General features: G+C 62.3%; 29 protein-coding genes. 17 read left to right on the top strand and 12 right to left on the bottom strand.

Going from position 1 to position 25,412, the window contains the following annotated elements:
* Positions 1-64: 64 nt before the first annotated feature.
* Complete coding sequence (locus tag OU993_RS21100; RefSeq protein WP_268160781.1) at positions 65-190, bottom strand: hypothetical protein; 126 nt, start codon at positions 188-190, stop codon at positions 65-67.
* A gap of 200 nt (positions 191-390) precedes the next feature.
* On the opposite strand from OU993_RS21100, the gene OU993_RS21095 reads away from it, so the two are divergent.
* Both OU993_RS21095 and OU993_RS21090 read left to right on the top strand, forming a co-directional pair.
* Positions 391-1,731: an NAD(P)/FAD-dependent oxidoreductase gene (locus tag OU993_RS21095; protein WP_268160779.1), complete on the top strand. Its 1,341-nt coding sequence runs from the start codon at positions 391-393 to the stop codon at positions 1,729-1,731.
* A gap of 4 nt (positions 1,732-1,735) precedes the next feature.
* Entirely contained in the window at positions 1,736-2,020 is a 285-nt protein-coding gene (locus OU993_RS21090) for a hypothetical protein (protein ID WP_268160778.1), read from the top strand.
* Between the two features lie 297 nt (positions 2,021-2,317).
* Here OU993_RS21090 and OU993_RS21085 read toward each other — a convergent pair whose 3' ends face one another.
* Together OU993_RS21085 and OU993_RS21080 are read right to left on the bottom strand one after the other, a co-directional pair.
* Positions 2,318-3,130, bottom strand: coding sequence for an SDR family oxidoreductase (locus OU993_RS21085; protein WP_442793030.1), 813 nt, complete (start codon positions 3,128-3,130; stop codon positions 2,318-2,320).
* 126 nt (positions 3,131-3,256) lie between these two features.
* Positions 3,257-4,099 (bottom strand): alpha/beta hydrolase, encoded by an 843-nt coding sequence (locus OU993_RS21080; protein ID WP_268160775.1) that lies wholly within the window; start codon positions 4,097-4,099, stop codon positions 3,257-3,259.
* Positions 4,100-4,374: 275 nt separating this feature from the next.
* On the opposite strand from OU993_RS21080, the gene OU993_RS21075 reads away from it, so the two are divergent.
* From OU993_RS21075 to OU993_RS21055, 5 genes are all read left to right on the top strand, one after another.
* Positions 4,375-5,301, top strand: coding sequence for a siderophore ABC transporter substrate-binding protein (locus OU993_RS21075; RefSeq protein ID WP_442793021.1), 927 nt, complete (start codon positions 4,375-4,377; stop codon positions 5,299-5,301).
* A gap of 95 nt (positions 5,302-5,396) precedes the next feature.
* Positions 5,397-6,365 (top strand): ABC transporter permease, encoded by a 969-nt coding sequence (locus OU993_RS21070; RefSeq protein ID WP_268160773.1) that lies wholly within the window; start codon positions 5,397-5,399, stop codon positions 6,363-6,365.
* Complete coding sequence (locus OU993_RS21065; protein WP_268160771.1) at positions 6,355-7,326, top strand: iron chelate uptake ABC transporter family permease subunit; 972 nt, start codon at positions 6,355-6,357, stop codon at positions 7,324-7,326. The genes OU993_RS21070 and OU993_RS21065 overlap by 11 nt, the downstream gene beginning before the upstream one ends.
* The gene (locus OU993_RS21060) at positions 7,323-8,081 is read left to right on the top strand and encodes an iron ABC transporter ATP-binding protein (protein WP_268160769.1); all 759 of its coding nucleotides are present in this window, start codon (positions 7,323-7,325) and stop codon (positions 8,079-8,081) included. Before OU993_RS21065 ends, OU993_RS21060 begins: the two co-directional genes overlap by 4 nt.
* A 17-nt stretch (positions 8,082-8,098) precedes the next feature.
* Entirely contained in the window at positions 8,099-8,962 is an 864-nt protein-coding gene (locus tag OU993_RS21055) for a glycerophosphodiester phosphodiesterase (RefSeq protein ID WP_268160767.1), read from the top strand.
* On the opposite strand, the gene OU993_RS21050 is transcribed toward OU993_RS21055, so the two are convergent.
* On the bottom strand, positions 8,946-9,299 hold the full coding sequence (locus OU993_RS21050) for a DMT family protein (protein WP_268160765.1): 354 nt from the start codon (positions 9,297-9,299) through the stop codon (positions 8,946-8,948). The two genes, OU993_RS21055 and OU993_RS21050, sit on opposite strands and share 17 nt — an antisense overlap.
* A gap of 127 nt (positions 9,300-9,426) precedes the next feature.
* Positions 9,427-9,780 (bottom strand): hypothetical protein, encoded by a 354-nt coding sequence (locus OU993_RS21045; protein WP_268160763.1) that lies wholly within the window; start codon positions 9,778-9,780, stop codon positions 9,427-9,429.
* A gap of 324 nt (positions 9,781-10,104) precedes the next feature.
* On the opposite strand from OU993_RS21045, the gene OU993_RS21040 reads away from it, so the two are divergent.
* A complete protein-coding gene (locus OU993_RS21040; protein WP_326493860.1) occupies positions 10,105-11,925 on the top strand; it encodes a methyl-accepting chemotaxis protein in 1,821 nt (606 codons plus the stop codon).
* Between the two features lie 53 nt (positions 11,926-11,978).
* Here the strand turns inward: OU993_RS21040 and OU993_RS21035 are convergent, their stop codons facing one another.
* Positions 11,979-12,158 (bottom strand): hypothetical protein, encoded by a 180-nt coding sequence (locus OU993_RS21035; protein WP_268160762.1) that lies wholly within the window; start codon positions 12,156-12,158, stop codon positions 11,979-11,981.
* 134 nt (positions 12,159-12,292) lie between these two features.
* Between OU993_RS21035 and OU993_RS21030 the strand changes: the two genes are divergently transcribed.
* A complete protein-coding gene (locus OU993_RS21030) occupies positions 12,293-13,153 on the top strand; it encodes a LysR family transcriptional regulator (RefSeq protein WP_268160760.1) in 861 nt (286 codons plus the stop codon).
* 8 nt (positions 13,154-13,161) lie between these two features.
* On the opposite strand, the gene OU993_RS21025 is transcribed toward OU993_RS21030, so the two are convergent.
* Positions 13,162-13,872, bottom strand: coding sequence for a GntR family transcriptional regulator (locus OU993_RS21025; protein WP_268160758.1), 711 nt, complete (start codon positions 13,870-13,872; stop codon positions 13,162-13,164).
* A 259-nt stretch (positions 13,873-14,131) separates the two neighbouring features.
* On the opposite strand from OU993_RS21025, the gene OU993_RS21020 reads away from it, so the two are divergent.
* The 6 genes from OU993_RS21020 (at position 14,132) to OU993_RS20995 (ending at position 20,106) form a co-directional block, all read left to right on the top strand.
* Positions 14,132-15,217: an ABC transporter ATP-binding protein gene (locus tag OU993_RS21020; protein ID WP_268160757.1), complete on the top strand. Its 1,086-nt coding sequence runs from the start codon at positions 14,132-14,134 to the stop codon at positions 15,215-15,217.
* 46 nt (positions 15,218-15,263) lie between these two features.
* A complete protein-coding gene (locus tag OU993_RS21015; RefSeq protein WP_268160755.1) occupies positions 15,264-16,553 on the top strand; it encodes an ABC transporter substrate-binding protein in 1,290 nt (429 codons plus the stop codon).
* Between the two features lie 245 nt (positions 16,554-16,798).
* On the top strand, positions 16,799-17,704 hold the full coding sequence (locus OU993_RS21010) for an ABC transporter permease (protein ID WP_268160753.1): 906 nt from the start codon (positions 16,799-16,801) through the stop codon (positions 17,702-17,704).
* Position 17,705: 1 nt separating this feature from the next.
* The gene (locus OU993_RS21005; RefSeq protein WP_268160751.1) at positions 17,706-18,527 is read left to right on the top strand and encodes an ABC transporter permease; all 822 of its coding nucleotides are present in this window, start codon (positions 17,706-17,708) and stop codon (positions 18,525-18,527) included.
* Positions 18,527-19,270, top strand: coding sequence for an aspartate/glutamate racemase family protein (locus OU993_RS21000; protein ID WP_268160749.1), 744 nt, complete (start codon positions 18,527-18,529; stop codon positions 19,268-19,270). The genes OU993_RS21005 and OU993_RS21000 overlap by 1 nt, the downstream gene beginning before the upstream one ends.
* Positions 19,267-20,106: a GNAT family N-acetyltransferase gene (locus OU993_RS20995; RefSeq protein WP_268160747.1), complete on the top strand. Its 840-nt coding sequence runs from the start codon at positions 19,267-19,269 to the stop codon at positions 20,104-20,106. The genes OU993_RS21000 and OU993_RS20995 overlap by 4 nt, the downstream gene beginning before the upstream one ends.
* Here the strand turns inward: OU993_RS20995 and OU993_RS20990 are convergent, their stop codons facing one another.
* The 3 genes from OU993_RS20990 to OU993_RS20980 all read right to left on the bottom strand — a co-directional run bounded on the left by OU993_RS20990 (position 20,107) and on the right by OU993_RS20980 (position 22,317).
* Positions 20,107-20,937 carry a universal stress protein gene (locus OU993_RS20990; protein ID WP_268160744.1) on the bottom strand — a complete coding sequence of 277 codons (831 nt, stop codon included), beginning with the start codon at positions 20,935-20,937 and terminating at the stop codon, positions 20,107-20,109. It lies immediately after the preceding gene.
* A 106-nt stretch (positions 20,938-21,043) separates the two neighbouring features.
* Entirely contained in the window at positions 21,044-22,006 is a 963-nt protein-coding gene (locus OU993_RS20985) for a 1-phosphofructokinase family hexose kinase (RefSeq protein ID WP_268160742.1), read from the bottom strand.
* A gap of 182 nt (positions 22,007-22,188) precedes the next feature.
* Entirely contained in the window at positions 22,189-22,317 is a 129-nt protein-coding gene (locus OU993_RS20980; RefSeq protein WP_268160739.1) for a hypothetical protein, read from the bottom strand.
* Between the two features lie 449 nt (positions 22,318-22,766).
* Between OU993_RS20980 and OU993_RS20975 the strand changes: the two genes are divergently transcribed.
* Positions 22,767-22,988 (top strand): helix-turn-helix domain-containing protein, encoded by a 222-nt coding sequence (locus OU993_RS20975; protein ID WP_268160736.1) that lies wholly within the window; start codon positions 22,767-22,769, stop codon positions 22,986-22,988.
* A 703-nt stretch (positions 22,989-23,691) separates the two neighbouring features.
* Here OU993_RS20975 and OU993_RS20970 read toward each other — a convergent pair.
* Positions 23,692-24,207: a hypothetical protein gene (locus OU993_RS20970; RefSeq protein ID WP_268160734.1), complete on the bottom strand. Its 516-nt coding sequence runs from the start codon at positions 24,205-24,207 to the stop codon at positions 23,692-23,694.
* A gap of 130 nt (positions 24,208-24,337) precedes the next feature.
* Here OU993_RS20970 and OU993_RS20965 point away from each other — a divergent pair, with 130 nt between their 5' ends.
* Positions 24,338-24,658, top strand: coding sequence for a helix-turn-helix domain-containing protein (locus OU993_RS20965; protein WP_268160732.1), 321 nt, complete (start codon positions 24,338-24,340; stop codon positions 24,656-24,658).
* 255 nt (positions 24,659-24,913) lie between these two features.
* On the opposite strand, the gene OU993_RS20960 is transcribed toward OU993_RS20965, so the two are convergent.
* The gene (locus OU993_RS20960) at positions 24,914-25,354 is read right to left on the bottom strand and encodes a hypothetical protein (RefSeq protein ID WP_268160729.1); all 441 of its coding nucleotides are present in this window, start codon (positions 25,352-25,354) and stop codon (positions 24,914-24,916) included.
* Positions 25,355-25,412 lie beyond the last annotated feature (58 nt).

Here is a 25,412-nt window from a genome sequence, read left to right as displayed (position 1 = left end):
CAGACACGAAAAAAGGCGCCGCGGGTGAACGCGAGCGCCTTTTTTAAAGGGTGCAGTGGCGGGATCAGGCGATCCCGACGAAAGACAGAACCGCGATCACGATGACGACGGCGCCGACGAGCCAGACGATGTTGTTCATAAGTCCCTCCTGGTTGGGGTGATGGTCGTGCCGCTCAGGCAAAACCGACAAGATTGAGAACGGCGATGATGATGACGACAGCTCCCACGAGCCAAACGATGCTGTTCATTTTCACGCTCCATGTTGTTCCGGTTGAAAAACGCAAACCCGCCGTGTTGGTTCCGCACCCTCTCGGCGGAACCTTCGGCAGATCAAGCGGTTCAGCCGAAGGGCGCGGTCTTTGAACCACCGGCGCGGCAAAGGACGAGTGTATGAGCATCAATCCCGACATGGCGATCTTGAGAGGCGGAACAGACCAGCGCGCCGCCCCCGCAAGACCGCAACGCGTCGTCATCATCGGCGCCGGTTTCGGCGGCCTGGCGGTCGCCCGCGAACTCGGCAACAGCGTGATCGACGTCACCGTCATCGACCGGCGCAACCACAATCTCTTCCAGCCGCTTCTTTATCAGGTTGCGACAGCAGCCCTTTCGCCAGCCGATATTTCCGAGCCGATCCGCCGTTCGCTTGGGCGCTATCGCAACATCAAGGTGATGCTGGCGCACGTGCACGGCATCGATCCGGTAGCCCGAACCGTGCTGGTCGACCATGGCCTGCCCGTTCCCTATGATCGGCTGGTGATCGCCACGGGGTCCGAATACAATTATTTCGGCCATGACGACTGGCGCGCCGCGGCACCGGGCCTGAAGACCATCCACGAGGCACGGCTGATCCGCCAGCGCCTGCTGCTCGCCTTCGAGCGCGCGGAACTGTCCACCGACTCCGAAGAGAAGAAGGCGCTTCTGACCAGCGTGATCATCGGCGGCGGACCGACCGGCGTCGAGATGGCCGGCGCGATCGCGGAGCTTGGGCGTTTCATGATCACCCGCGATTTCCGCAGGCTTGCGCCCGAGGATTTCCGCGTCCTGCTGCTGGAGGCCGGCCCGCGCATTCTCGCCGCCTTCCCGGAAAAGCTCACCACCTATGCCGCGACCGAACTCAAGAAGATGGGCGTCGAGGTAATGACGGGCGAACGTGTCGAAGAGGTGACGCGCGACCGCGTCGTCGCCGGCGGCCGCACGATCCTGACCGGCAATGTCATCTGGGGGGCCGGCGTCAAAGCCTCGCCCGCTGCCGGCTGGCTGAACATCGAAGGCAAGGCGGGCGGGCGCATTCCCGTCGATGCGGATCTGCGCATCACGGGCTTTGCCGACATCTTTGCGATCGGTGATACCGCGCTCGGGCTCGGCGAGGACGGCAAGCCGCTGCCGGCGCTTGCCCAGGTTGCCAAGCAACAGGGGCAGTTTCTCGGCCAGGCGCTGCGGGCAGAGCTTCTCGACGGTCGCAAACCGGGCGCCTTCCACTTCCACAACCGCGGCAACACCGCCGTCATCGGCCGGCACGCGGCGATCTTCGATTTCGGCCGCTGGCAGCTGAAGGGCCGCCTCGCCTGGCTGCTCTGGGCGATCGTTCACGTCTACCTGCTCGTCAATTTCGAAAAGCGCCTGCTCGTCACCATCCAGTGGATCTGGCGTTACCTGACCCGCCAGCGCGGCGCGCGCCTGATCGACGAAAACGTCGCCTCCGTGCTGCCCGCAACGACACAACCGGAGTGAAGGAATGAACACAGCCAACCCGCAGCTTGAAGGCCTTTATCTGGCGGTTGCCGCAATGAACCGCCTGCTCGTCGAAAAACAGCTTTTGACGCATGAGGAAATCCGCGAAATGCTGCTGGAGACCGAGCGGACGGTCTTGCGCGATCCGCAGCCGGCAACCGTGTCCGATTCGCACCGCAAGGCAGTTGCCTTCCCCATCCGTCTTCTCCTCACCGCCAACGAGGCGGCGGAAAAGGGCGCCGAGGTGACATTCGAGGATCTCGCCCGCCATGTGGGGCGCCATAGCTGAGGGGGGGGGGATTCCCTGCCCTCCATCGTCATCCTCGGGCTTGACCCGAGGATCCATCACGCAAAGTCCTGCTGCCACGAGCAATTTGGAATGTCAGTAGTTGTAGCGATCCTCGGGTCAAGCCCGAGGATGACGACGGAATGAGCTTGTTGATGCGCGATCATCCAATCCGCAAACAGACAGATAACGCCGAGCTTCGTGCCCATGTATGAATAGGACAAACTTTACCGCAGACCGTGTTGGTCGAGGCACCCCGGACCCCCTCCCCTTATGGGAAGAGGTCCGTGCCGCGAATGATCAGATGATCGGCTTGCCGCCGGTAACTGCGATGGTTGCACCGGATACATAGCTCGACAGCGGATCGGCAAGCATCACATAGGCGGTGGCGAGTTCCGCCGGCTGGCCGGGGCGCTGCATCGGCACCTGTTTGCCGAAATTCTTCACCGATTTCTCCGGAAGCGTCGACGGGATGAGCGGCGTCCAGATCGGACCCGGCGCCACCGCATTGGCGCGGACACCCTTTTCCGCCAGCAACTGGGCAAGTCCAGCGGTGAAATTCTGGATCGCCCCCTTGGTGGTTGCATAGGCGAGCAGCGAGGGGTTCGGGCTGTCGGAATTGATCGAGGCGGTGTTGATGATCGCGCTGCCCGGCTTCATGTGTTTGACCGCGGCCTTCGTCAGATAGAACATCGCATGGATGTTGACGCGGAAGGTCAGTTCCCACTCCTCGTCAGAAATCTCCTCGATGGAAGGGAAGCTCGCCTGGTGGGCGGCATTGTTGACGAGGATATCGACCCCGCCGAGTTCGGAGACGGCCTTGTCGATCACCTGGCGGCAATGGTCGGCCGACTGCAGGTCGCCGGAGACGAGCACGGCCTTGCGCCCCGCTTCCTCGATGTGGCGGCGGGTTTCCTGAGCGTCCTCGTCCTCCTCCAGATAGGCAATCAGCACGTCGGCGCCCTCGCGCGCGAAGGCGATGGCAACCGCACGGCCGATCCCGCTGTCGCCACCGGTGATCACCGCCTTCTTGCCCGTCAGGCGACCGGAGCCGCGATAGGACTGTTCGCCGTGGTCCGGCACCGGCTGCATCTCCCGGGTCAGGCCCGGCATCGCGATCTTGCTCTGCTGAAACGGCGGCGTTGGGTAATTCTGGGTCATGGAAAACCTTTCAAGTTGGAGAAGTCACCCCAACTGGAGGCCAAGGCCGATGTTCCAGAAGCACCCGCCCGTCGATCTCTATCCGTTCGCCCAGGCAAGCATATGCGGCAGCGCGCCGAGAAGTGTTGCCCCGTGCACATGATCCTTCAGCACCATGGCGCTGACGCTGAACTGCGGGCGGGCCGAAAGGCGCTGGATCAGTTCCATGGTCTCCGGAGCAGGCCCCGTCGGCGGCGGACCCTTGTCGTTCGAACGCTGCTCCTTGTCGCCGAGCGCCACGAAAAGTTTGAGACGTTGATCCGCAGGAAAAACGGCCTTCGCCTCAAGCTGCGCCATCTGCTGCCTCGCCCACCAGAGCGACGGGCTGACCGGCGCATAACCGGCAAAGGCATCGGGCCGCCGAAACAGGGTATAGAGCGCGAAAAGCCCACCGAAAGAATGCCCGCCGAGATGCCGTCGCCGCGGATCAATGTCGATCCCAGCCTCCGACGCGGCCCGCAGCTCGCCGATCACCATATCGAGGAAGGCGGATGCGCCGCCATAGATCCGGCCCTGCCGGCTCGGATCGGCGTAAGGGCCGCCGTCGAGGGTCTTGGCTGGGGTGTAATCGAGCGACCGTTCGTCCTGCGCAAACTTGCGCGGCGTATCGTAACCGAGGCCGATCACGACGAGATCCGGGCAGGCCGCAAGCAGGCCCACCGTCAGGTCATCGAACATTGCATTGCCGTCCAGCAAGGTCAGCACGGGATAACCGGCCGCCGGCGCACGTTTCTTCGGGATCGCCCGGAAGATACGGAAGCGGCGGCCATTGCCGAGGCTCACGACCCGATCCTCCAGATGATGGCTGGGCGGATTGGCGGTGAGGATGGCAAGTGTGGTGTCGGCGACGCGCATCTGCGCGTTGGTCAGCGTGGGCATCATCAATAAGGGCAATCCGGTAAGCAGGCTTCGGCGGCTGATGGCGCAGGGTGTCATGCATTCCTCGTTCTGGCCCTTTGCGGCCTCTTTTAATCGCGCAAGGGCGTGTGGATCAGATGGGACAGCGCATGGTCGCTCCCCGGGTTGTGATGGACGGCATAAGTTCTTTCTTGACGTCGTCGTCCCGCTTTAACTAAGTGAACCAGACTTCTCAACTTATCAACGTTCGGCGGCTGCGTGAACCCGCGGCACCGCAGGAATGGACAAAGGATAATCCGATGACGATGAGGATCTCCGCCCGGCCGCTCGCCTTGCTCGCCGCCGCCGTGACGCTGGCGCTGTCCGCTCTCCCCTCCTTCGCAGATCCGATCACCATCAAACATGCGCAGGGAGAGACCACGCTGAAGGCGGCGCCGAAGACGGTGGTGACCTTCGACCTCGCCACGCTCGATACGCTGGATGCGCTCGGCATCCCGGTTGCCGGCGTTCCCAAGGCGCCCATGCCGGACTACCTGAAGAAATACCAGGCCGACAATGTCGAGAAGGTCGGCACCCTGTTCGAACCGGATTACGAGGCGATTGCCGCGCTTCAGCCGGATCTCATCATCGTCTCCGCCCGCTCCGCCGCCAAGCTGAAGGAATTGTCGAAGCTCGCCCCCACCATCGACATGTCCGTCGACGGCGCGAAGTTCCTCGCCCAATCCGAGGAAAACGTCCGTACGCTTGCCGGACTGTTCGGCAAGGCGAAGGAGGCCGATGCGGCGCTGGCAAAACTCAACACCTCCGAAGAGGCGCTCCGCCAGAAGGCGAAGGGCGCCGGCACGGGCCTCTTGATCCTCACCACCGGCGGCAAGATCAGCACCTACGGTCCCGGCTCGCGTTTCGGTGCGCTGTTTACCGATTACGGCATGACGCCCGCCGACAGCACCATCCAGGCCGATACGCACGGCCAGCAGATTTCCTTCGAATACATCCTGGAAAAGAACCCGGACTGGCTGTTCGTCATCGACCGCGATGCCGCCGTCGGCCGTGAGGGACAGGCGGCGAGCGCGCTTCTCGACAACGAGATCGTGCGCCAGACCAAGGCCTGGAAGAACGGCCATGTCGTCTACATGGACGGGGTCGCGATGTATATCGTCGGCGGTGGTCTGACCGCCATGCAGAAGACCATCGACCAGCTCGCCACGGCGCTCGCCAAGAACTGAGGCCAGGAACTGAGGAAAGCACCGGGGCAAACCGTGCGCCAATGCGCCCTTCTTGAAGGGTGCTGGCAGCCGCAAGCGGTCCATCGCCCGGTCTAATGAACGTCATGCGTCTTGTCCTTGCGCTGATCGCCCTTGCGGCCCTTGCCCTGGCCAGCCTGTTTCTCGGCGTCAGCGAGGTGTCGCCGCTCGCCGTCTTGAGCGGCACGGCGGATGAGAAGGCCATGCTCGTCATCTGGGCAAGCCGGGTGCCGCGCACCATCGCCCTGATGCTGGCAGGTGCCGGTCTTGCCGTTTCGGGCACGCTGATGCAGATGCTGGCACGCAACCGGTTTGTCGAACCCTCCACCGCCGGCACGGTGGAATCGGCGGGGCTTGGCATGCTGGTCGCACTGATCGTCTCGCCCTCGATGCCGGTGATCGGCAAAATGCTGTTTGCCTCCGCCTTCGCGCTTGCCGGAACAGCACTTTTCCTCGCCATCCTGCGGCGGATCCCGCTCCGCTCCATTGTCATGGTCCCGCTGGTCGGCCTGATGCTGGGCGGGGTGATCTATTCCATCTCCGCCTTCATCGCCTATCGGCTGGACATGATGCAGTCGCTCGCCGCCTTCGACAATGGCGACTTCTCCGCCGTGCTGCGCGGCCGTTACGAGATCCTGTGGCTGGGATTTGCGCTGACGGTTGCCGCCTATGTCGCGGCGGACCGCTTCACCCTGGCGGGCCTCGGCGAGGAATTCTCCACCAATCTCGGCCTGAACTATCGGCGCATCATGACCTTCGGCCTCGTGATCGTCTCCATGGTCACCGCCTCAGTGGTCGTGACGGCGGGCGTCATTCCGTTTCTCGGCCTCATCGTTCCTAACGTCGTCAGCATGCTGATGGGCGACAGCCTGCGCCGGACGCTCCCCTGGATCGCCATTCTCGGCGCCGGCCTCGTGCTTGTCTGCGACATGGTCGGACGGATCGTCATTGCGCCCTTCGAGATCCCGGTCGGCGCCGTGCTCGGCGTCATAGGCAGCGCCTTCTTCCTCTACCTCATCCTGAGGAGGAAAACCCGTGCCGCCTAGAGGGAAAAGCCGCCGCTCCCCTGCCCTCGTGCTGTCGTTGCTTGCGGTGCTGGCGATTGTGAGCGCCGTCGCCTTCATGACGCTTGGCGCCCGCGGCAGCTGGTCCTTCATCCTCTCCTTCCGCGGCACGAAGCTTCTGTCCATGGCAACGGTCGCTTATGCCATCGCGATCTCGACCGTGCTCTTTCAGACGGTGACGAACAACCGCATCCTCACCCCCTCGATCATGGGTTTCGACAGTCTCTACGGACTGCTGCAGACGCTGCTCGTGCTGGTGCTCGGCGCCACGGCGGTCTCCGCTCTGGACGGGCGCCTGCTCTTCGTCATCGAAGTGGGCGTGATGATGGTGTTTTCGGCGGCCCTCTACCAGCTGCTGTTTTCCGGCGCGCTGAAAAGCATCCATCTGCTGTTGCTTGCCGGCGTCATCTTCGGCGTGTTGTTCCGCAGCCTCTCCGGTTTTCTGCAGCGGATCATCGATCCGAATGATTTCGTCGTGCTGCAGGACCGGCTGTTTGCCAATTTCAACACCATCGACAGCCATCTGCTTGGCGTATCGTTGAGCCTGGTCGGCCTCGTGTCACTCGCCGCCTGGCGGATCTTCCACACCCTCGACGTGCTGTCACTCGGGCGCGAGGCGGCGATCTCGCTGGGCGTCGATCACCGGCGCATCAGCATGCTGATCCTGATGCTCGTCGCCGTCCTCGTCTCGGTCTCCACCGCGCTCGTCGGACCCGCCACCTTCTTCGGCCTGCTGGTCGCCAACCTCGCCTATCTGGTGATGCCGTCCAACAAGCACCGGCACATCCTGCCGGCGGCGGTGCTGATCGCCATCATCACGCTGGTCGGCGGCCAGACGGTGCTGGAACGCGTCTTCGCCTTCGACACGGCGCTGCCGATCATCGTCGAGTTCGCCGGCGGCATTTTCTTCATTCTCGTCCTCCTGAAGGGATCCATCCGATGATCGAGATCCGCGATGTCTCCAAGGCCTATGACGGTACGCTGGTGGTCGATGGCGTGAGCCTGACGCTGCCGAAGGGCGGGCTGACCTCGATCATCGGGCCGAACGGGGCGGGCAAGTCGACGCTTCTGTCGATGGTCGCGCGCCTGCTTCCGATGGACAAAGGTGAGGTTCTGGTCGACGGACTGGATGTCGCCAGAACGCCCGGCGATGCGCTCGCCCGCCGGCTTGCGGTCCTCAGGCAGGATAACCAGATCGTGGCGCGGCTGACGGTGCGCGATCTCGTCACCTTCGGGCGTTATCCCTACAGCAAGGGCCGCCCGACGCTGGACGACAAGGCGCATGTGGAAAGGGCACTCGCCTATCTCGGTCTGGAGACGCTCGGGGAACGCTATCTCGACGAACTGTCCGGCGGCCAGCGCCAGCGCGCCTTCGTCGCCATGGTGCTCTGTCAGGACACCGATTACATGCTGTTCGACGAGCCGCTCAACAATCTCGACATCCGCCATGCGGTCGGCATGATGAAGATCCTGAAGGATGCCGCGCGCGATTTCGGAAAAACCGTTGTCGTGGTTCTCCACGACATCAATTTTGCCTCCTGTTATTCCGATCACATCGTTGTCATGCGCGACGGGCAATTGTTCCTGCAGGGAAGCCCGGACGAGATCGTGCGTCCGGAGATCTTATCCTCTATCTATGGAACGGAATTTGCGGTTCACCAATTGGGGCCGAACCGTATCGCAACCTATTACACGTGACGGATACTCGAACAGCCATGCGCGACACTGCACCCGGTCTTGACCTGTTCCACGCCGGGCATCGCACCCGCCTCAAATGGCACCGCCTTCGCCTCAGCCTCGATGCGCCGCTGTTTTCGGCAGAAACCATGGCGCTCGGTTTCTCCGTTGGCGCCTCGATGGAACTGGACCTGCGGGTGCGCGGCGATGGCGGGTTCGTGGTGCTGCATGATCCGAACCTGGAAGGCGAAACCACCGGGCATGGCCGGGTCTGCGAAAGCGCGGTCGACACCATCCGCAGCCTCAGAATGAAGGCTGGCGGCACCCCGCCAATCCTCAGCGAAGACCTGGCCTCGCTGCTGACCAAGGCGCATCCGGAGGCCCTTCTCCAGTTCGACATGAAGGACCGGCTGACGACGATCGGCGAGCGCGGGCTCGATCATCTGGCCGAGCATTTTTCACAGGCCGGCGGCTCGATCATTGTTTCGGGGGGAGATCTCAACCTGATCGTCGCGATCAAAGAGCGCCTGCCGGAAATCCCCCGCGGCATCGACCCGACCGACAAGCTGGTGGAGATTCTCGCCGCCCAGGGCGCCGCCGCCGTGGAGGCGGAGCTGAAGACAGACCTTCAGGGAGCGACCGAGCCGGACATGGTGTATCTCTCCTGGCCGCTGATCCTGGCTGCACACGACAAGGGCCTCGACCTCATCGGCCTCTGCCACGATGCCGGCCGGCGGGTGGACGCCTGGACCTATAACCTGAAGAACCCGGACACAGGCTTCAGCGAGGCGGAATGGCAGCAGTTTGCCACGCTGATGTCGCTGAAGCCCGACCAGATCACCACCGACGAGGCGCCGGCCACCGAGCGGGCGTGGACAGCGCGGGTCAGCCCCGGAAGATGAACGAGGCGCCGACCGCAATCAGCGCAAAACCGATGGCGTGGTTCCAGGTAAAATTCTCACCCAGCCAGAAGACCGAAAAGCCGGAGAAGACCAGCAGCGTGATGACCTCCTGGATCGTCTTCAGCTGCGCCGTCGAATAGACTTCCGAGCCGATCCGGTTTGCCGGCACCGCCAGGCAATATTCGAAGAAGGCAATGCCCCAGCTGACGACGATCGCGATCCAGATCGCCGTGCTCTTGTGCTTCAAGTGCCCATACCAGGCAAAGGTCATGAAGACATTCGAGGCAAGCAGCATCACGATCGGCCAGACGGCCGCAGGCGAAAGCGAAAAGGGCATGGGCAGGATCTCGACGTTGAGAAGAAGATGATGACGCTGAAGCTCTTGCACCGTCTCGCGTCAAACTCAAGGCAGCAAAAAGCCCGGCGCGAACCGGGCTTCTTAACAGATTCGATGGCGCAAGGCCTCAGAGTTCCGGGCAGCCACGCTCGTTGGCGAAGGTGATGCGCTCCGGCCCGCGGCGGGTATAACCTTCCACCACGACGCGACCGGGGGTCACGCGCACCACTTCGGGATCACGCAGACCGGCCTCGCGCGCTGCGGCGCGGGCTTCACGTTCGCTGCAGCCACGCGGCGGCGGTGGCGGGCGGCGGCGATCATCGCCGCGATATTCCGGCTGGCGCGGATCGCGGATGACCGGGCGCACACCATCCGGCCCGATGCGCAACTCGATATCCTGTGCCCGAACGGGCGACGTCGTTGCAAGACCTGCAACGGTCACGACAAGGGCCAGGCCGGCGGCATGGATCACCTTCAACATGTTTCCTCCTTGGCGCCGGTCTGGTCCGGCACACAAATTTCTCTACGCCCGGCACTGAACGCATAATGCAGATTCGGGTTCCATCACTGTAAGCCCAGTCGGTGTAGCGGAAAAGCGTCATCGTGATCAGTACCGATGCCTTTGCGTCACGATTTACAACCGTTTGCCTCGATTTTTACACGCCGGATTAACCTTTTGAGCACTTTATCTCGTCTGGGGCATAGGTTGGGGGATTTATACATTGGCGTTCGATCTTGCCTTCACCTCGAGCGTGCTGCTGGCAGGGGCCGGGAACGCGCCTTCCTCTTTTTTGAAGGTTCATTGATGTTAGGCAATCTCTCAATACGGACCAAGATTCTCTCGGTCATCATCTTTCTCGGTCTCATCTCCGTCGGCGGCGTTTCTTATGTCAGCAACCAGTTTGACACCGTAAACGACCGCTACGCCCACTTCATTGCCAATGAGGCAACCGCCGCCGTGCTGGGCGCCCGGTCCTCCGCCGGCATGTGGACGGCCATCAACGCGATTACCCGCGTTGCCGTCAACGATCTCGGCACACCGTCTTATAATGAAGGCAAGTCCGCATTCCTGCGCAACCTGGACGGCGCCAAGGCAAAGCTCGTCGACATTGCGAAAATGGTGCCGCAGACGAAGCCCGCCTCTGACGAACTGCTCGGCCTGATGGACCAGTTCAAGGCGGTCTACGACAAGGTTGTCGCCGCCAAGGAAGCCGGCAAAAATGACGAGGCGATCGCGCTGGTCCGTTCGCTCGACCAGCTGTCACCGCTTTTCTCCAGCAAGTCAGGCGCCAACAATACGACCCTGACGGGCCTCGTTGAAGGGGGCGGCAAGCTGATTTCCGCCGAAACCAGCACCGTGATCACCAGCAGCATGATCACCCTGCTCGCCGGCATCCTCGCCACGATCGCTATTGCCGTCTACGTCGCCCGCGCCGGCATTACCGCGCCGATGGAAAGACTGCGCGCCCGCATGGCGGCTCTGGCCACCGGCGATGCCACATCGGCTATCGAAGGCACGGACCGCCGCGACGAGATCGGCGCCATGGCCAAGACCGTCGAGGTGTTTCGCGCCAATGCGCTGGAGCGTGGCGAGCTGGAGAGCAAGACCGAAGCTGCACGCCGTATGACGGAGCAGGAACGTGCCGCCAACGAGGCCCTGAAGGCAGAAGAGGCCGGCGCGCTGGCGGAAGTGGTGCAGGCGCTGGCAAACGGCCTCAAGGCCCTTGCCGACGGCGACCTGTCGCACCGCATCAACCGGCCGTTCACGCCGGCGCTCGACGGCCTGCGCAACGACTTCAACCACTCGCTCGACAAGCTCGCCCAGGCGATGCACCTTGTCGGCAGCAATGCCCACGCAATCAGCGCCGGTGCCAACGAAATCCGCTCGTCGAGCGATGATCTCGCCCGCCGTACCGAACAGCAGGCCGCCTCGATCGAGGAAACCGCGGCAGCGCTGGAAGAAATCACCACAACGGTCCGCGACGGCGCCAAGCGCGCCGAGGAAACCCGCCGACTGGTGGCCTCGACGGGCGAGGATGCCCGCCGCTCCGGCGGTGTCGTGCGCTCCGCCGTCGACGCCATGCACGCAATCGAAACCTCGTCCGGCGAGATTTCCTCGATCATCGGCGTCATTGACGAGATCGCTTTCCAGACGAACCTGCTCGCCCTCAACGCCGGTGTCGAAGCCGCCCGCGCCGGTGATGCCGGCAAGGGTTTTGCCGTCGTCGCCCAGGAGGTCCGGGAACTCGCCCAGCGCTCCGCCAAGGCCGCCAAGGAGATCAAGGACCTGATCAACACCTCGAGCGCGCAGGTCGCCCACGGCGTCTCTTTGGTCGGCGATACCGGCAAGGCGCTGGAAGGCATCGTCGATCAGGTGCAGCAGATCACCTCGAACGTCCAGGCGATCGCCGAAGCCTACCGCGAACAGTCGCTCGGCCTGCAGGAGGTCAATACCGCCGTCAACTCCATCGACCAGGGCACGCAGCAGAACGCCGCCATGGTGGAAGAGGCAACCGCCACCTCCCACCAGTTGTCGACCGAAGCCGCAACCCTGCTGCAGCTTCTCGGCCAGTTCCGCCTGCCGCAAGCCGGTGGCCAGGCGCAAGGTTACAGCCGCGCCGCCTGACGACGGCCATTACGCGACAGCAATACAAGAAGGCTCCGGTTTCGGGGCCTTTTTTATGTCCGCCGCCGTTTCCCGCCGCCTGAAAACCAGGCGAGAAGCGGCAGGACAAAACCGAGGCCCCGCCATTCCGCCCGTTCCAGCGGATCCATCAACGGCCCGTCGCGCCGGATAGCCTCGCACCGTTCCGCACTGCGGCGCAGCTCCAGCCATAAAACGATCCCGCCGAGCAGCATGGTCTTCCTCCGGGCAATGCGTGTCCTCTGCCGCATCTGCGCCCTTGCGGCCGGTTCTGGTAGAGCCGCGATCGAAAGGCATCTTTCATCCATGAACGATGGACCGCACATTCCTGCATTGCTAACCTCGACACATGCAGCGCACCGACTGGGATGATCTGAAACTGTTTTTCCACGTCGCCCTCGAAGGTGGGCTGGCGGGTGCGGCCGAACGCACGGGCTTCAGCGCACCGACGATCGGTCGGCGGATGCTGGCGCTCGAGCGCAGCATGGGGCGCGCCCTCTTCATCCGCAGCCAGCAGGGTTATCGGCTCGCACCGGATGGGGAAATGCTGATGGAGCGCGTGCGCGCCATGCACGCCGCCGCCGAAGGCATTTCCGAATGGCACCAGCGTGCCTTCACCATGCCGATCGTCTCGATCGGCAGCGATGCGTGGCTTTCCGGCTTCATTGCCGACCACACGCCGGAGATCCGCCAGCCAAAGGACGCGTTCCGGCTCTGCTGCAAGACGACCGGTGAGGAAGCCGATTTCAGTTTCCGCGGCACCGATGTGCGCATCACCAGCCGCCGACCGCAATCCGGCAACCTCGCGGTGCGCCGTTCGGTCGAGGTGCGTTATGCCGTTTATTGCGCGGCCGGGATTGATGATCCGGATGCCTTGCCCTGGACATCGATCGGCACCGAAAGCGCGGTCACGCCCTCCGACAAATGGGTGTTCCAGAACCACGAGGCCGATATCACCACCTGGACGAACGCACCGCCCCTGCTGCTGCGCCTGCTTCTGGCCGGCAATGGCCGCGGTGTCCTGCCCTGTTTCGTCGGCGACCGTCTTGCCGCCCTGCGCCGCGCCGGACCGGTGATCGCCGAGCTGTCGCATCCCCTTTTCATCGTTGCCAATGATGACGACCGCCACCGACCGGAAATGCGCCTGGTCATCGACCGGCTGGCGGGCCTGTTCAAGCGGTCGGAAAAGCTGTTGAGGGGCGAAAGCTGAGGCGCGTCTCAGATATCCAGCGCATCCTTGAGCGCCAGCCCGTCGCGCACGCGGATGTCGAGATCCGCCTCGATATGATCGATGTGGTGCAGCATCAGGGCCGCCGCGCGCTCGGCATTGCGGGTCTCGAGCGCTTCCAGGATATCGGCATGTTCGTGATGGCCGCAGCGGGAAACGCCGGTGCTGCCATAGAGCGCAATCACCAGTGAGGAGCGTGCCACCAGTTCATCCATGAAGCGCTGCAGGATGAGGTTGCCGGCGACACTCGCCAGCATCAGGTGAAAATCGCCGGACGCCTTGATCTCTGCCCGGCGCGCGGACGGCCCGCGTTCGTTCATGAAGCGGACCTCCTCCTGGAGATGGTGGCGGAAGGCCTCGATATCGGCATCCGTGATCCGCTCGACCGCTGCCGCCGCAATGCCGGGTTCCAGCAGCCGCCGTGAGGCGAACACCTGCCGTGCCTCTTCCGGCGTCGGATTGGATACAAAAGCGCCCCGGTTTCGTTCCGTCTTGACCAGGCCTTCAAAGGTCAACATCTGCAGCGCGGCGCGAACGACGGTGCGACTTGCCTCGAACAGATCGCCCACTTCGCTTTCCACAAGCTTCGTGCCCGGTGCCAGGCGCCGGTCAACGATGGCATTGCGCAAAGCCTCCCGGATGGCCAGCGCACGGTCATCGGGCACGACATCGAAGGGGGAGATCTTTTCGCTGATGTTCATGGCAAATCCTGCTTCTGTCATTGTTGTAAACCCGACAGGTGCGGTTTGCAAAGGCTCGTTCGTCTCGCCTTTATAAATTGAATACGATTGACGCCATCTATCGTACACGATCCGATGAATTCTTGTGCAGATGCTGCATTGCTTCTGTGCATACGGATGAAGCACTGCCCTTCGATGCAGCATGATCCTCCGGGTTTTCAGAAGGAACCGGAACTGGCACGCCAGATGCATGGAATTGTCTGCCTCAGGGGAGACATGCATGACGAAAGCCGCAGAGATCGAAATCGCCTCCGTCACCAAGGTCTATGGATCAACGACGGCCGTGCACGCGATCAGCCTGAAGATCCCGGCCGGCAGTTATTGCTGCCTTCTCGGCCCCTCGGGCTGCGGCAAGACGACGACGCTCAGGATGATCGCCGGCCATGAAAGCATCACCAGCGGCGATGTGCTGCTGGGCAACAAGAATGTCACCGATCTGGCACCCGCCGCCCGCGGCACGGCGATGATGTTCCAGTCCTATGCGCTTTTCCCGCATCTCGACCTCATCGACAACGTCGCCTTCAGCCTGAAGATGAAGGGGATCGACAAGGAAACCCGCCGTGCCAAGGCGCTCGAGATGTTGAAGCTGATGCAGCTGGAGCCCTATGCGAACCGGCGCCCGGCGCAGCTTTCCGGCGGCCAGCAGCAGCGCGTGGCGCTTGCCCGCGCCCTCATCACCGATCCGGAAGCGCTGCTGCTCGACGAGCCGCTCTCGGCGCTCGATCCCTTCCTGAAGATCCGCATGCGCGCGGAACTGAAGAAGCTGCAGACCTCGCTCGGCATCACCTTCGTGCATGTGACGCACAGCCAGGAAGAGGCGATGGCGCTTGCCGATATCATCGTCGTCATGAATGACGGGCGCATTGAACAGGCCGCACCGCCGCGCACCGTCTTCGAGCGGCCGGCCACCGCCTTCGTGGCCCGCTTCATGGGCGATCACAACGTCATCTCCGGTCGTGTCACCACCTCGAACATGACGGAAACAGTGCTGTCGGTTCCCGCTGGCGGCAGTTTCTGGGCGCCGTCGAGCGGCACGCCGGAAGGTGATCCGGCCGACATCGCCATCCGCACCGACCGGGTGAAGATCGGTGAGGTGGCGCAAACCGGGCTCGGTTTCACCGGCACGATCTCCAACATCGAATACCGCGGCTCCTCCGTCAAACTGGTCGCCACCGGCGCCGGCATCGAGGAGTTCACGGCCATCCTCAGCGACACGATGTTCTTCGCGACACCCGTCAAGGTGGGCGAAGCCATCCAGCTGTCCTGGGCGCCCGAGGACGTGATCGTTCTCGGCCGACCCCACTAACCAAGAACAAGACCCTGCTGACAAACCACAAAGAGAGGAACATGGCATGACCGATACACCGAAGAAGCCGGCCGGCATCAGCCGCCGCAACCTGCTGAAGACCGCCTCTGCCGCCGCCGGCCTCGCCGCTGGTTCCGGCGCCATTACCGGCTTCCCCACCATCTGGGCCCAGTCGAAGATCACGCTGCGCCAGTTCGGCACCGGCGTGTCGAACATCAATGCGATCGCCGAGCAGTGCAAGAAGGACCTCGGCATCACGCTCGAAATGACCGCGACGGATTCGGACGCCGCCGCCCAGCGCGCCGTGACGCAGCCGAATTCCTACGACATCGCCGACATCGAATACTGGATCCTGAAGAAGGTCTATCCGACCGGCGTCATTCAGCCGATGGACGTCAAGAAGCTGAAATATTACGACAAGGTCGTTCCGCTGTTCAAGAACGGCAAGCTGAAGCCGGACAGCGTGATTGCGCAAGGGACCGCACCGCACACCGTCGGTTATGTCGAAAAGCCCGGCACCAAGACCTTCGCCAAGAGCGAAACCGAATGGTTCACCATGATGCCGACGATCTACAATGCCGATACGCTCGGCATCCGCCCCGACCTCGTCGGCCGCGAGATCACCACCTGGGCCGACATCATGGACCCGGCCTTCAAGGGCAAGACCTCGATCCTCAACATCCCGTCGATCGGCATCATGGATGCCGCGATGATCATGGAAGCCATGGGCAACATCAAATATGCCGACAAGGGCAACATGACGAAGGCGGAAATCGATGCCACGATCGACTTCCTCATCAAGGCCAAGAAGGCCGGTCAGTTCCGCGCCTTCTGGAAGAGCTTTGATGAATCGGTCAACCTGATGGCTTCCGGCGAAGTCGTCATCCAGTCCATGTGGTCGCCGGCGGTTGCCGCCGTCCGTTCCAAGGGCATCGCCTGCAAATATCAGCCGCTGAAGGAAGGTTACCGCTCCTGGGGCGGCGGTCTGGGTCTCGCAGCGCACCTGAAGGGCGCCCAGCTCGATGCGGCCTACGAATACATCAACTGGTACACGTCCGGCTGGGTCGGCGGTTACCTGAACCGCCAGGGCTATTACTCGGCCTGCATGGAAACCGCCAAGGGCTTCATGAGCGCCGACGAGTGGGGTTACTGGATCGAGGGCAAGCCGGCTCAAGGCGAAATCCTCTCGCCGGAAGGCAAGGTGATGGAAAAGGCCGGCGCCGTGCGCGACGGCGGTTCCTTCGAGGACCGCATGGGCAAGGTCGCCTGCTGGAACTCCGTCATGGACGAGGACCGCTACATGGTCCGCCGCTGGAACGAGTTCATCGCGGCTTAAGGCGAAAGTCCCCTCCCGGCCTGCCGGCCACCCTCCCCACAAGGGGGAGGGAAACCCGGAGCACCGCCTCACCTTAAAGGCAGGGCAGGAGCAAGGAGGAGCACCAATTGGTCATGACCTCCGCAGAGACAACTGCGGAGACAAACCTCCGATGGAGGGCAATGCCGGGCCGCATGGTGTCTCCCCCCTTGTGGGGGAGATGGCCGGCAGGCCAGAGGGGGAATTCCCAAAGGAGACAACGATCAATGACGACAGTCCGATTCATAGGCGCAGGCACGCCGAGGCCGAAGCGGGGCTTTCGCGTTTCGCCGAAGTTCGCCTCCTATCTGCAGGCGACGCCGCTGACGCTGATCCTCGGCTGTTTCCTCGCTCTGCCGCTTTTGATGATCATCGTGGTCAGCTTCTGGGATTACGATTTTGCCCAGATGTATCCCGATTTCCTGCTGATGAACTACGAGGAGACGCTGGGCTCCTGGGTTACCTGGCAGACCTATTTCAACACGCTGAAATACGCCGCCATGGTCTGGGCAATCACGTTGTTCCTCGGCTTCTGGGTCGCCTATTTCCTCGCCTTCCACATCCGCACCACCGCCATGCAGATGGTGCTTTTCCTCATCTGCACCGTGCCCTTCCTCACCTCCAACATCATCCGCATGATCTCCTGGATTCCGGTGCTCGGGCGAAACGGCCTGATCAATTCCGGCCTGGTGAATGCCGGCATCGTCTCCGAACCGGTGGAATGGCTGCTCTATTCGGATTTCGCCGTCGTGCTCGCTATGGTGCACCTCTACACGCTGTTCATGGTGACGCCGATCTTCAACACGTTGATGCGCATCGACAAATCGCTGGTGGAAGCGGCGCGTGATGCCGGCGCCACAAGCTGGCAGGTGCTCACCAACGTCATCATCCCGCTCGCCAAACCCGGCATGGCGATCGGCACCATTTTCGTCGTGACACTGGTGATGGCGGATTTCTCCACCGTGCAGGTGATGTCCGGCGGCCAGAGCGCCTCGGTCGCGCTGATGATGAAGAACCAGATGTCGCTTCTGCAATATCCGGCCGCCGCCGCCAATGCGGTCGTGCTGCTTGTCCTCGTTCTGATGATGGTCGCGGGCATTCTGCGCATCGTCGATATCCGCAAGGAGCTCTAAGATGTATGCCGACAAGCGCTCCCGCGAATTCTACATCCTCGCGATCTTTTTTGCCCTTTTCGTGCTGTTTCTCTACGGCCCGCTCTCGGCGATCGTCATCCTCTCCTTCCAGGGCGAAAACGGTGGGCTCACCTTCCCGCTGAACGGGGTCTCGCTGCACTGGTTCGCCAACCTCTTCGAAACCCAAGCGGTGGGTGATTTCGGCGGCTCCTTCCGTCGCTCGCTGGCGCTCGGGCTGATGGTGATGATCGTGACAGTGGTGGTCTCACTGCTGGCGGGGCTTGCCTTCCGCCGCAAGTTCATCGGCGCGACCCCGCTCTTCTATCTGTCCGTCGCAAGCCTCGTTGTGCCGTCGATCATCATTTCGCTCGGCATCGGCGTTCTATTCTCGCAGCTTGGCCTGCAGCCGGCCTGGTATTCGTCCGCCTTCGGCGCGCATCTCACCTGGACGCTGCCCTTTGGTGTCCTGATCATGCTGGCCGTCTTCAACCGCTTCTCGCCTTCCTACGAGGAGGCCGCACGCGATCTCGGCGCCACCTCCTGGCAGACCTTCCGCCATGTCGTGCTGCCGATGATCGCGCCCTCGCTCGTCGGCGTCGGCCTCTTCGGCTTCACGCTCTCTTATGACGAATTCGCCCGGACGCTGATGACATCCGGCACCTACAACACGCTGCCGCTGGAAATCTACGGCATGACGACGAATGTCACGACGCCGGTGCTCTATGCGCTCGGCACTGTCACCACCATCTTCTCCTTCCTCGTGATTGCCGGCACGCTCGGCCTCATCGTGGCGCTCAACCGCCGCAACCAGGCGCGCCGCTGATGCAGATCCTGCTGGTCAATCCGAACACCACCGCCACCATGACGGCAACCGCGGCTGATGCCGCGCGCCGCGTCGCCGCCCCCGGCACGGAGATCATCGCCGCGACCTCCTCCATGGGGCCGGTCTCGATCGAGGGTTATTACGACGAGGCGCTCGCCGTCCCCGGCCTGCTGATGGAAATCGCCCGCGGCGAAAAGGCCGGCGCGCGCGCCGCGATCATTGCCTGTTTTGACGACACCGGCCTCGATGCCGCCCGCGCACTCGCCGGCATTCCGGTGATCGGCATCTGTGAGGCGGCCCTTGCCTCCGTCTCCTTCATCGCCCAGCGGATCACCATCGTCACGACCATGGAACGGTCCCGCCTGCCGCTCGAACATCTGGTGCATCGTTACGGCATGACGGGCCGCGCAAAAGTGCGCGCTGCCGATATTCCGGTGCTTTCGCTGGAGGATCCGCAATCAAACGCCCGCGACCGGCTGCGCAACGAGATTGCCGCAGCACTGCGCGAGGACAAGGCGGAGGCGATCGTGCTCGGCTGCGCCGGCATGGCGGATCTGACGGCAGAGCTTCGCCGCGAATTCGGCGTGCCGGTGGTCGATGGCGTGGCGGCGGCGGTGAAGCAGGCGGAAGCGCTGATTGCCATGGGGCTTTCCACCGCCAAACGCGGCGCCTATGCCTTTCCCATCTCCAAACCCTATCATGGGCTGCTGGAGCCATTCGAACCGAAAGCGCTGACCGCATGACAACACCCGAGATCCGCCCGCTGACGTTGCCCGAGGTCGATGAGCTTCTCGGCTGGGCAAAGGCGGAGGGCTGGAATCCGGGGATTGCCGATGCGGCGCCCTTTCGCGCCGCAGATCAGGGCGGCTTTTTCGGCTGTTTCAGCGAGGGGCGCATGGCCGCCGGCATTTCCGCCGTGCGGTATGGCGCAGACTTCGCCTTTATCGGCCTCTACATCAGCCGTCCGGACTGTCGCGGGAAAGGGTTTGGCCGGGCGGTCTGGGATCATGCCATGGCCTCGCTCGACGGTCGCACGATCGGGCTTGACGGCGTGCCGGCCCAGCAGGGCAATTATGCGGCGATGGGCTTTGTGCCCGCCTATCGCACCTGGCGCTGGAGCGGCCGTTTTCCGGCGTTGACGCGCGCATCCGCCGACATCGTGACCGTCACCGATGCGCTGCTGCCGGCCATTTCCGCCTTCGACCGCCGTGCCTTCCCCGCCCCGCGCGAGGCCTTCCTCGAAGCCTGGCTGAAGCCGCCGCGGATCGCCCTCGCGCTGATACGCGGCGATACGATCCGTGGTTACGGCGTGCTGCGCTGCTGTCACGACGGCTTCAAGATCGGTCCGCTGTTTGCGGAAACGTCGGAAGAGGCGGAACGGCTGTTTGCAGCGCTGGCCCGCGAGGCGAAGGATGAACCGCTCGCCATCGACGTGCCGGAGGATCAGGCGGAGTTTTCCATCCATCTCTCCGGCTTCGGTTTTACCCGCGGTTTCGACACGGCCCGAATGTATCGAGGCGCCCCTCCCCGCCTGGAAGAGCGCCTCGTTTTTGGCGTCACGACACTCGAACTGGGCTGATTACCGCGCAATCAGGACCGGCACCGGAGGATTCTCCAGCATCGACTGTGTCACGCCGCCGAACACACGCTCGCGCAGCCGCGAATGGCCATAGGCGCCCATGACGATGAGATCGGCGCCGATCTCGACCGCATGGTTTCTCAGGATATCCTCTACCGGACGACCACCGCTCGGCAGCTGATCGACGGTGACGCTGACTCCGTGACGGGCGAGGAAAGTCGCAACATCCGCACCCGGCTCGCCCCCGCTTGCCTGATAGGAGGCATCCGGATCGACGAGGACGACATGCACGCTCTCGGCATTGCTCAAGAAATCGATCGCCTCGCGGGCCGCACGGCCGGCTTCGGCCCGCGAATTCCAGGCGAGCAGCACGGTCTTGACCTTCTCGACCGGCTTGTCTGCACCAGACAAAAGCAGCATCGGCCGCTGCGCGTCAAAGACCGCACCATCGACGACGGAGTTGAGGATCGCCGAAACGGCGCGTGTCTTGTCGCCCATCACCACCAGATCGGCATACAGCGACCGCTGGAATACGAGATCGGCGAGGAAGGCCTTTTCGGTGTAATAACGCTCCAGATCGAAGGGAATGCCGGCGGTTTCGCAGGCTGCCTTGGCCTTGTCGGCCGCCTCATGCAGCGCCTTGATATCTTCGACACGATTGTCCAGCCAGGCGGTTCCGACCGGATAGTCACCCACCGTCGGCGGGAGCGACAAATCCACCGCCAGCACGGACAGATGCGCGCCGAGCTTCGTCGCCACGTCGATTGCCCGGTGAATGTCGGCCGCCTGGTCCTTGCTGCCGATGACGGCGAGAACGGTCTTGAACAACATCGTCTTTCTCCTTCAAACTGTGCGGGCCTGACGGCCGGCTGCAGGCAAACTAGGTGAAGCCCTTCGTTATGCTCTTGATCTTCGTCAAACTTACGCGAGAAAATCCTCAGGCTGAAACCCAGCGCGCAGCCTCTTCCTCATGCTGATCGGCGCAGGCCTGGCCATAAAGGTTGAGGATATCGGCACGCCGGCACAGTTCCGTGCCAGGGGTCATGACGGCGGCCGCCCCGGCGGCAAGGCCGAAACGGAAGGCCTCTCGCATGGTCTGGCCATGCGAGAGCGCCCAGACCATGGCGCCCACGAAACTATCCCCCGCACCGACCGCGGAACGGACCGGAACGGAAATCGCCGGCATGCGAACCGCCCCTTCGGCGCTGATCAGCATGGCGCCGTCGCCGCCGAGCGTCAGCGCCACATGTTCGACGGTACCGCGGGCGATGAGATCACCGGCAAACACACGCGCCGCCTCGATATCCAGACTGTGACCGGCGAGTTTCTCCAACTCGCTGAGGCTGGGCTTGAACAGGAAGATGCCGCCCTCGCTGATCGCCGCGTTCAACGCCTCGCCGGAGGCATCCAGCACAAAACGGGCACCGGTTCGCCGGGCAATCTTTGCCATACGGGCATAGGTGTCGGGGCCAAGGCCGCGCGGCAGGCTGCCACTCGCCACGATATAACGGGCCGGATGCGTTTCCAGAAAATCCAGCACCGGCTGCAGTTCCGCCTCCGTCACGACCGGTCCCTCCGGCACGAAACGATATTCCTGGCCGGTCTCCTGTTCAAAGACCATGAAGGCGATACGTACATCGCCCGCAATCGGGAAGATGTGGCGCCCGATCGGCAATGCCTCCAGGGCCGCCGCGAGAATGGTGCCGCTTGCACCACCCGACAGGACCAGCGCATCGGCATCCCCGCCAAGTTCCGCGACAACCCGGGCAACATTGATGCCGCCCCCGCCGACATCCTGGCGCTGGTTGCGCACCCGGACCTTGTGGGTGGGCACGACCCGGTCCACCTCGTTGGACAGATCGAGCGTCGGATTGAGCGTGATGCACAGAATATCGGACATGCGCGCGCCTTTCTGAAACCGGCCTGCTTCGCAGGCAAAGGAACGGCCGGCTTGCAAGCCCGACCGTTCCTTTACGGCTAACACGCATGAACGCGTTTTGTTTGATCCAGCGCAGCCGGACGAAACAATTTAGATAATCGACCGCCGCGGACAGGCGCGGTCATGCTGCACCTGCGAAGACGTCAATATACCGGATACATGCCCCAGAAGAAGCTTTCGGACGGTTCCACCGACCGCTCGTCGGGCTTGGCCTCCTCCTTTTCCGGAGCGGGGCTTTCAGCCTCCTGGCGCACCACAGGCTGCTTACGCATCATAGATCTCTCTGACAAACCGAAGAGATCGAAACCAAACAGAGTCAAACCACCAATCATAGTCGCAACTCCCAGTCTGATGAACATCCTGTACGCGGTGAGTGTGGGCCGACTTCAAACATCCGTCAAGATCAGCGGCAGAAATGCTTTGCCACGCCGCCGCAAGAGCGGAGCATGACTTTCCCCGTTCCATCACGCCCTCAAAAGACACAATCATAACGGGCGGAAGGACTTGTTCGACATCAATTGGTACGCAGCAGGACTAAAAAACGCATGCCTTTGCCGACAAAACGGCGTGAGCGGGCCGGCATTCTGCAAATGCGCTTTGACTCTGGAAAATTCGGGCCTATCTATGGTGCGCTGCGGCATGAGTTTTTCAGTACCGCGACATCCTTTGCTGCTGATGCTTCATTTTCCGACTTCGGTCGGCACACCCAAAGGAGTGATCCATGACCATCTCACAGACCCAATTCGATACCACCAAGTCTGTTTCCATTGCCTCGACCATTGCAGAAGCAAGACGCGCCGCCGGTTATAGCCTGGAGGACCTCGCCATTGCCTGCGGCTTGACCGTCGGAGAACTTGGAGCGATCGAATCCGGTGCGGATCTTGATCCGAGCCGCCTTCAGCGCGTTGCGGCAGCCCTCAAGCTGCGTTCGCTGGCCGTCTGAACAGAACCTCAGGCAGGAGCGGGCCAAAGCCCGCTCTCGCAAACCTCTGATTAACGTCACCAGACGCCCGGCGACCAATGCGCAACAAAAAAGGCGCCCCGGAAACCCGTGCGCCTCGACATTCATTGTTGTTGTCTGACAGAAAGATCCGGAATTACCGGGTTATCTAGGAAGATGTGAGAACTGGCGATATTTGCTAGGAAACTGAACACCTTAGGTGCACAAATAGAGGATCTCGGCGGCCGGCGGTTTGACAGTTGAAATCGCGGCAATCGAGCCAAAGCCGGAAAAGTGGCCGAAGGCGGGGCGATCCCTCATGAAATCCTCGAAAAGGCGTGACGCGGCTTTGAAGCGTCCTCAAGTCATTGAAAAATCGCGATCCGGAGCGTTGCGGCTGACGACGATCAGCAGTGCCAATCGAGCATGAACCGCCCGGAATTCCAATTGGCGGTTTGTATTTTGTACAAACCGACGCCGCAGCGCACATATAAAATACTAAAATCATTACACAATCCGACAAAAAACCGGCCTGATTAACGGGGCGATCGGTTTGTAACGCCGCACCAAAAAGAAGTGTGCGCGATAGCCATCAGCATCGTCGGCGTCAACCTTAACCGGTAACCTTTCATCTCAAAGCAAAGTTGCGAAATCTTGCCACGCGCCCCTTTAGGGTTGTCTCATGTATGGGCTGGGTTTGGTACGATCATAAAGCCGAGCGTTTGCCAGTGCCGGGCTCGACCTTCAGCATTCGCTCTTTCGCTTCCTCACCCAGAACCGCCAGCGCCGCCTCGACCATGGGGCGATCCCTCACATCGACGATGCGGCTGAGCAGCGCGCTGTAGAGGATTGCCGCCTCCTCGGCGATCTGCGTGCCGGTCACGGTCCGTCCGGTCTCTTTGCAGATCCGTTCGATCACGGCCCAGGCACGGGCCATGGCCCAGGGATCGACCGCCGTGCTTGGTGCCGGCGCCTTTGATGGATCGTCGATCATGTCCCCGCGCCCGCTTACGATCCACCCACTGTTGATGCCGTGATGCTCGCCTAACCATACCAGCAACCACATAGGTATCTCGCGAGCGCCCTGCTCGTACTTAGCAATAGTTGGCTCTGCCGCTTCCACGGCCTCCGCAAAGACCCTCTGCGAACTAAAGCCCGCATGCAGGCGAGCTGCAGCCAATCGAGCGCCGGCCGCCTTCCACAACTCCTTACCTTTACTCATCCGTGCTCACCCATTTTGGGTGTTTACAACACACCCATTTTGGGTTACTCCTTCCTGTGTTCGCAGATTTCACCATCCCAAAAAAGGAGGCCGGCCAGGGCCTCCCCAGTTGGTATCGAAGGGTTTGTTTATGCATCGCGATGCAGCCACCGACAAGACCGAGCGCAAAAGGCTCGAAGAAATCGCCCGGATCAAGGCACGCCTGATCCTCGCCAAGCTGACGCTGTCGCAGATCGACAAGGATTATGGCCTACCCACCGGCACGGCGGGCAATGCCGTGCATGAGCCGCATCTTGCCGGCGAGCGCGCCATTGCAGCGGCTCTCAATACGCGGCCCGAGTTCCTGTGGCGCACCCGCTACCATGCGGATGGGCGCCGCTTGAGCCCGCAGCCGGCCATCAACTATCGGAACGGTCGCCGACCGATAGGCCAAGATCAGGAGGCGGCGTGATGGTTGGTTTCGACGATGTGAATGCCGCTCGCGAAAGGGCGACCGCCGAGGCTGAATTCAAAGCCGGCTTGCGCGCCCGTAGTGCTTCACTGCTTACGGCAGAACAGCTGGCCGAATGCTTTCGGCGTATCCCTGGGCAGCCCGGCGTCATCCTTGTAGATCCGGAGTTTGAGGCGGCATTTGGGGCCGGTCTGGATCGCCTTCCGAGCGAGGAAGAGGTTTCGCTTGATCGCAAACGGCAGGCCCACATGCGCGCTATGCGGGATCTCCTGGTTCGCCTGAAGCGCCTTCCGGCACAAGAGTTAGATGCACTTTTGTGCTCTCAACCTCCTGCGCATCATGACGAGACACCGGAAGGAGATCGTCGATGACACGGATCATCTTTCTCCTCGACCGCTCCAGCTCGTCAGCTGGCAAGTCCGAATTTGGGTTCAGCTCATCATGGATGAGCACTGCCAGGGCATGGGTTTCCTCGCGCAACCGCTTGACCGAAAAGTGTGGGGATACCGCTTCGAGATTGCGCAATAATTGCATGATGAGCAGTTCCTGCGCGAACATTCTGTCCGTGACGGAAGCCTCTTCGCCACGCCAGTTGCCGTCCTCGTCGGCCCCCGTCCAACTTTCCAGCTGCTCGATCCGTCGCTCCAAGCCGTTCATCCGGGCTTCCATCATCTCTTCTCTCGTCATTCTGTCCATTCGTCAGCACCCCGTTCTGTCTTCTTCCGGGTTACCGTCGCGCAATTTCGCAACGCCG

The sequence above is a fragment of the Rhizobium sp. SL86 genome (genome assembly GCF_026672545.1).
Classification (GTDB): Bacteria; Pseudomonadota; Alphaproteobacteria; order Rhizobiales; family Rhizobiaceae; genus Neorhizobium.
The sequence above is the reverse complement of the archived record's forward strand: the minus strand, read 5'-3'. Positions and strand labels throughout refer to the sequence as shown.

What these genes read in the sequence shown, in the direction of transcription:
- OU993_RS21095 (WP_268160779.1), top strand. Translation starts at nt 391, where the DNA reads ATGAGCATCAATCCCGACATGGCGATCTTGAGAGGCGGAACAGACCAG.
- OU993_RS21090 (WP_268160778.1), top strand. Translation starts at nt 1,736, where the DNA reads ATGAACACAGCCAACCCGCAGCTTGAAGGCCTTTATCTGGCGGTTGCC.
- OU993_RS21085 (WP_442793030.1), bottom strand. Translation starts at nt 3,130, where the DNA reads ATGCCGGGCCTGACCCGGGAGATGCAGCCGGTGCCGGACCACGGCGAA.
- OU993_RS21080 (WP_268160775.1), bottom strand. Translation starts at nt 4,099, where the DNA reads ATGATGCCCACGCTGACCAACGCGCAGATGCGCGTCGCCGACACCACA.
- OU993_RS21075 (WP_442793021.1), top strand. Translation starts at nt 4,375, where the DNA reads ATGACGATGAGGATCTCCGCCCGGCCGCTCGCCTTGCTCGCCGCCGCC.
- OU993_RS21070 (WP_268160773.1), top strand. Translation starts at nt 5,397, where the DNA reads ATGAACGTCATGCGTCTTGTCCTTGCGCTGATCGCCCTTGCGGCCCTT.
- OU993_RS21060 (WP_268160769.1), top strand. Translation starts at nt 7,323, where the DNA reads ATGATCGAGATCCGCGATGTCTCCAAGGCCTATGACGGTACGCTGGTG.
- OU993_RS21055 (WP_268160767.1), top strand. Translation starts at nt 8,099, where the DNA reads ATGCGCGACACTGCACCCGGTCTTGACCTGTTCCACGCCGGGCATCGC.
- OU993_RS21050 (WP_268160765.1), bottom strand. Translation starts at nt 9,299, where the DNA reads ATGCCCTTTTCGCTTTCGCCTGCGGCCGTCTGGCCGATCGTGATGCTG.
- OU993_RS21045 (WP_268160763.1), bottom strand. Translation starts at nt 9,780, where the DNA reads ATGTTGAAGGTGATCCATGCCGCCGGCCTGGCCCTTGTCGTGACCGTT.
- OU993_RS21040 (WP_326493860.1), top strand. Translation starts at nt 10,105, where the DNA reads ATGTTAGGCAATCTCTCAATACGGACCAAGATTCTCTCGGTCATCATC.
- OU993_RS21035 (WP_268160762.1), bottom strand. Translation starts at nt 12,158, where the DNA reads ATGCTGCTCGGCGGGATCGTTTTATGGCTGGAGCTGCGCCGCAGTGCG.
- OU993_RS21030 (WP_268160760.1), top strand. Translation starts at nt 12,293, where the DNA reads ATGCAGCGCACCGACTGGGATGATCTGAAACTGTTTTTCCACGTCGCC.
- OU993_RS21025 (WP_268160758.1), bottom strand. Translation starts at nt 13,872, where the DNA reads ATGAACATCAGCGAAAAGATCTCCCCCTTCGATGTCGTGCCCGATGAC.
- OU993_RS21020 (WP_268160757.1), top strand. Translation starts at nt 14,132, where the DNA reads ATGACGAAAGCCGCAGAGATCGAAATCGCCTCCGTCACCAAGGTCTAT.
- OU993_RS21015 (WP_268160755.1), top strand. Translation starts at nt 15,264, where the DNA reads ATGACCGATACACCGAAGAAGCCGGCCGGCATCAGCCGCCGCAACCTG.
- OU993_RS21010 (WP_268160753.1), top strand. Translation starts at nt 16,799, where the DNA reads ATGACGACAGTCCGATTCATAGGCGCAGGCACGCCGAGGCCGAAGCGG.
- OU993_RS21005 (WP_268160751.1), top strand. Translation starts at nt 17,706, where the DNA reads ATGTATGCCGACAAGCGCTCCCGCGAATTCTACATCCTCGCGATCTTT.
- OU993_RS21000 (WP_268160749.1), top strand. Translation starts at nt 18,527, where the DNA reads ATGCAGATCCTGCTGGTCAATCCGAACACCACCGCCACCATGACGGCA.
- OU993_RS20995 (WP_268160747.1), top strand. Translation starts at nt 19,267, where the DNA reads ATGACAACACCCGAGATCCGCCCGCTGACGTTGCCCGAGGTCGATGAG.
- OU993_RS20990 (WP_268160744.1), bottom strand. Translation starts at nt 20,937, where the DNA reads ATGTTGTTCAAGACCGTTCTCGCCGTCATCGGCAGCAAGGACCAGGCG.
- OU993_RS20985 (WP_268160742.1), bottom strand. Translation starts at nt 22,006, where the DNA reads ATGTCCGATATTCTGTGCATCACGCTCAATCCGACGCTCGATCTGTCC.
- OU993_RS20980 (WP_268160739.1), bottom strand. Translation starts at nt 22,317, where the DNA reads ATGCGTAAGCAGCCTGTGGTGCGCCAGGAGGCTGAAAGCCCCGCTCCG.
- OU993_RS20975 (WP_268160736.1), top strand. Translation starts at nt 22,767, where the DNA reads ATGACCATCTCACAGACCCAATTCGATACCACCAAGTCTGTTTCCATT.
- OU993_RS20970 (WP_268160734.1), bottom strand. Translation starts at nt 24,207, where the DNA reads ATGAGTAAAGGTAAGGAGTTGTGGAAGGCGGCCGGCGCTCGATTGGCT.
- OU993_RS20965 (WP_268160732.1), top strand. Translation starts at nt 24,338, where the DNA reads ATGCATCGCGATGCAGCCACCGACAAGACCGAGCGCAAAAGGCTCGAA.
- OU993_RS20960 (WP_268160729.1), bottom strand. Translation starts at nt 25,354, where the DNA reads ATGGACAGAATGACGAGAGAAGAGATGATGGAAGCCCGGATGAACGGC.